5 protein-coding genes and 1 pseudogene are annotated in these 4,465 nt (G+C 36.5%); 3 read left to right on the top strand and 3 right to left on the bottom strand.

The features are described 5' to 3' along the window. Positions 1 to 488: pseudogene (locus ACEN4N_RS11075) on the bottom strand (IS3-like element IS1485 family transposase); the annotation flags it as partial. A gap of 493 nt (positions 489 to 981) precedes the next feature. On the opposite strand from ACEN4N_RS11075, the gene ACEN4N_RS11070 reads away from it, so the two are divergent. From ACEN4N_RS11070 to ACEN4N_RS11060, 3 genes are all read left to right on the top strand, one after another. Then, positions 982 to 1,770, top strand: coding sequence for an IS3 family transposase (locus tag ACEN4N_RS11070; RefSeq protein ID WP_143746385.1), 789 nt, complete (start codon positions 982 to 984; stop codon positions 1,768 to 1,770). Beyond that, positions 1,671 to 1,910, top strand: coding sequence for an IS3 family transposase (locus ACEN4N_RS11065; protein WP_087060386.1), 240 nt, complete (start codon positions 1,671 to 1,673; stop codon positions 1,908 to 1,910). The genes ACEN4N_RS11070 and ACEN4N_RS11065 overlap by 100 nt, the downstream gene beginning before the upstream one ends. A 95-nt stretch (positions 1,911 to 2,005) precedes the next feature. Beyond that, on the top strand, positions 2,006 to 2,203 hold the full coding sequence (locus ACEN4N_RS11060) for an IS3 family transposase (RefSeq protein ID WP_002297837.1): 198 nt from the start codon (positions 2,006 to 2,008) through the stop codon (positions 2,201 to 2,203). Between the two features lie 57 nt (positions 2,204 to 2,260). Here ACEN4N_RS11060 and ACEN4N_RS11055 read toward each other — a convergent pair whose 3' ends face one another. After that, positions 2,261 to 2,698, bottom strand: a complete 438-nt coding sequence (locus ACEN4N_RS11055; RefSeq protein ID WP_005879133.1) for a universal stress protein — start codon at positions 2,696 to 2,698, stop codon at positions 2,261 to 2,263. 8 nt (positions 2,699 to 2,706) lie between these two features. Beyond that, the gene (locus ACEN4N_RS11050) at positions 2,707 to 4,314 is read right to left on the bottom strand and encodes an Nramp family divalent metal transporter (protein ID WP_040366370.1); all 1,608 of its coding nucleotides are present in this window, start codon (positions 4,312 to 4,314) and stop codon (positions 2,707 to 2,709) included. Between the last annotated feature and the right edge of the window lie 151 nt (positions 4,315 to 4,465).

Raw genomic sequence — 4,465 nt, 5'->3', positions numbered from 1 at the left:
AATGCCTCGTTTTGATAAGGCTTTTTTTATTTTTCTTGAGCCGTAGGCCTTTCGGCTGCGGATAAATTCTTCAGCGACTACTTCTTCAAGTTCTGATTCGTCTTTCTTTGGTTTTGATTGATAATAATAGGACTGACGTGATAGACCTAATATTCTGCACATCGCTGATATAGGGTAAAGATGCTTATTCGCATCGATTACTTGTCTCTTCGTCCGAATATCAGCGCTGCTTGCTTTAAAATATCATTTTCCATTTCTAATTGCTGGTTTCTTTTACGTAGTTCTAACAATTCTTTTTGTTCAGGCGTAAGATTATCTTTTTCTTTGAATGAACCACTCGTTTTAGATTGCTTTACCCATTTGTCAAATGCTGAAGCCGTTAGTTCATATTCTCGAATGATTTCTACACGTGGCTTTCCAGCTAAGTAAAGATTGACGATTTGTTGCTTGAATTCTTGTGAAAAAGTTCTTCGTGTTCTCTTAGACATAAAAATTCCTCCTGGTATATTTTCTTCTAGTCTACACACCTTAATTTTTCTGTCTAGTTAATTGTAGCCTATCCAGATTCATACCTACAAAATTATCCTATATGTAATTTTTTTAATGAATCTTTTATTAAATTTATATACTATCCGCAAGCACAACACTACTGGTATCGATAGCATATTTTAATCCGCGCATGAATTGATATTCATAATAGTGTTTGTTAATAACTATTAAGTCCTGGATGTAGGATAGAAGTTGAGACAGATTTTGAGAGAGGGTAAACTAATCTCAAAGGAAGGTATCTCGTCATGCCAAAACGCTACACGAAAGAATTTAAGAAGCGATTTTAGAGTTGCACAAACAAGGAAAATAAGCACGACAATTATCCTTAGAATACGAAGTTGGATATTCTACTATACTAAAGTGGGTTCAAGTTACAACCAGAATAAGTCCGGGCGGACTTACTCCGGACGAAGCTAAAGCTTTAAAAAAGCAATTAAAAGAAAAAGACGAGGAACTCCTCATCTTAAAAAAATCACTCGGCCTGCTGGCAAAGAAATAGAAATCATTGAATTCATCCGTCAAGAAAGAGAAGCAGGCCATCACAGTGTGTCAAAAATGTGTCGTCTGCTTGGCATATCTAGAGCTGTGTACTATCGTAAAATTAATCCGACCCCATCCAAAAGAGCTAACGAACAAGTTTTGTTGGATCGTCGAGTCCTCCGTGTCTACCACGAAAGTGGTCGTGTCTACGGTGCTGGGAAAATTCATTATATACTCGCACAAAACTATTCAGACTATCGAAAAATCAGCATGAAATGTATTCAGAGATCAATGAGGCGTCAAAAGATCCGATCTATTGTCATTAAGAAATTCAAAGCAGGTAAGCCTGCCAAGAAACTCTTGAAAAACTATCAAAATTTATTGAAGCAAGATTTTTCTACTACTAGGTTGAATCAGAAATGGGTAGCTGATATCACATACATCCATACGTTAGACGATGGATGGTGCTATCTCTCAACCATCATGGACCTTCATTCAAGAAAAATTATCGGTTATCACTTTGATCGTAATATGACGACTGTTATTGTAGAAAAAGCCCTTGAGGACGCTGTTTCAAATAGAAATGTTGAAAATGGGCTGATTTTGCATACCGATTTAGGGTCGCAGTATACAAGTAATGAATACGAAGAACGGCTGAAAGAATTAACTATCACCATTCCTACAGCCGTAAAGGCTGTCCCTACGATAACGAAGGAATCGAATCATTCCATGCATTATTGAAGAAAGAACATGTGTCCCAACGACCAATATATCAAACTTTTGAAGAAGCAAGGCGACAAATTTTCAGTTACGTTCAAGGATTTTATAACAACCACAGAATTCACAGTGCTTTAGCATATCTGTCTCCGGTTGAATTTTAGAAAAAGATACTGGCTGCTTAACATAAAAAATCTCTCGTAAAAAGTGTCTCAGCTATTGACTCTAATCCAAAAAGCATTATCACATTCCAGGAGGAATGGTTCTACAAACGGATTTATGCAGCCAGTATACAATAATCGAATCTTCCTATGCATCATTGAAAAAAGAAGAGGTCTATACGACTACTTACTCAGATTTTGAAGAAGCCAAACGAGCGCTATTTAGCTACATTAGTTCGATTGGTTATCTAACTCCACAGGAGTTTGAAGACCTGTCAAGAGAGGAAATAGCATAACCATCTCTATTAAAATTTTTCCAAGATATTGACCCAAATACATATTATCTGCAATATTTACTTAATAACTGTAATTGAGATTGGAGAATTTTTAACCATATAAGTAGCATGCGAACCAAAATATCCTTTAATTCCATGCATTGATCGCGATCCAATGATTAAGATATCTGCAGATGTTGCTGGCAAAATCGTCTTAGTAATTTCCTCGGCCGGATCACCTTCTCCACTGTACAGCTGAATGTTTTTTACACCGCTATTTTCTGCATATTGTTTGTACTTTTCCAAATTAAGTAACAATTGACTTTGTTTCTGGCTCAAGTACTCAGGGTCTAACGCTTCATAAACATTCAACTCTTCAATTTCTAAAATTGAGGCAATCAGTAATGCGGCTCCAGTTTTACTCGCTTGCTTTACAGCATATTGAAAGGCTTTTTGAGCTCCTTCTGATTCATCTACCCCAACTAAAATATTTTTAAATTCATCAAATCCTTCCATAGTGCATCTTACCTTTCATTAATTAATTGATTATATTTTTTATTTCCTTTATACAGTTCAATAATTGTCCACGCTAACAGTAGTAATACTGCGACGATAATGACATAGGCAATAGAATCAGCTAGTACAAGTTGGCTTGATGTCACCTTTTCACCAAAAAAACCTTCAATTTGGCCGGGCAATCCAATCAAATTTAAATATGTCAATCCAATTACTGAACCCCATCCTAGTATCCGAATAACTATCGAATTTTTAAACCGGCTTCCCATTTCCACCTCACTATTGGTCATCATTAATAATGGTACCATCGAAAATGGTAACGCAAAAGCTAAGAAGACTTGTGAATTATTCATTAGTGTATTTAACGCTGTGTGCTCCCGAATCGTTCCTTGCCTGCTTGTAATAATTACACAGATTAACACTGGGATAACTGAAATCAAACGCGTAATTAAACGTCTTAGCCAAATTGGCATTCTCATATGAATGAATCCCTCCATAATTACTTGTCCAGTTAAAGTTCCGGTAATCGTTGAATTTTGTCCAGAAGCTAGTAACGCGACTGCGAATAATGTAGAAAGAAGACCTGATTTTGCAACGGTGATTAAAATTCCGTTACTCAATGTATCCGGATTTGATAAAGCCTCATACAACCCAAAGAATGATGGATCTTTCACTGCCCCTGTTTTAAAAACAGCAACTCCCATTATGAGCAATAAGGAGTTAACAAAAAAAGCGAGAGTCAATTGAATGTTAGAATCCCATGTTGAAAATCGTACAGCATTGGCGATTTCATCTTCATCCGTACGATTTATCTTTCGAGTCTGAGACACAGCCGAATGTAGATATAAATTATGAGGCATAACTGTTGCACCAATAATTCCTAATGCACCAGTTAAAGGCGTTTGACCACCAATTGAATGTGTAGAGGAGAACGTTTCACCAGTCGGAACCAATCCTTTAAGTACATCCCCCCAATTAGGATCAGACAACGCTACTTGATAAACAAACACAAAAAGAATTACAAAAATCAAACAGACAACTATTGCTTCAATTTTTCTAAAACCAACTTTCGTTAACAACAATAATAATAAAACATCAAATACCGTAATAAAGACTGCGACGACAAGCGGAATATTAAAAAGTAAATAAAGAGCAATTGATGCGCCAATTACTTCCGCAATATCTGTTGCCATAATCGCTAATTCCGTTAAAATCCATAAAATGATTCCTAGTTTTTTACTCGTTCTCGCTCGAATTGCTTGAGCTAAATCCATTTGACTAACAATTCCCAATTTAGCAGCCATATATTGTAATAGCATTGCAATTAAACTAGACATTAAAATGACCGACATTAATAAATACTGGAAGTTTTGCCCACCCGTAATCGAAGTAGACCAGTTGCCTGGATCCATATATCCCACAGCAACTAATGCTCCCGGTCCAGAATAGGCGAACAGGATTTTCCAAAAGCCTTTGCCTTTGGGTACCTCGACAGTTCCGTTAATTTCCTCTAAAGAGGGACCATTCGCATGCTGAATTAATCGAGGTTTGTGCTCTTTACCGGACTGACTTGTTGTATCTTTTAAAATATTTCCACCTTCCTTTAAAAACATCATAAGCATACACCTCTTTTTTATTAACGCCAATTGTAAAATTAAGCTAGACAACTAAAACAGCCATTTGTGGTACACTCAACTTGTAATTCCGACCAAAGAATACAAAGGAGTGACCACAAATGACCTACACCCATCTTACCACGGATGAACT

The organism is Ruoffia sp. FAM 20857 (assembly GCF_045528645.1).
In the GTDB taxonomy this organism is placed as follows: domain Bacteria; phylum Bacillota; class Bacilli; order Lactobacillales; family Aerococcaceae; genus Ruoffia; species Ruoffia halotolerans.
Note: the sequence above shows the minus strand (reverse complement) of the source record. Positions and strands in the feature narration are given on the sequence as shown.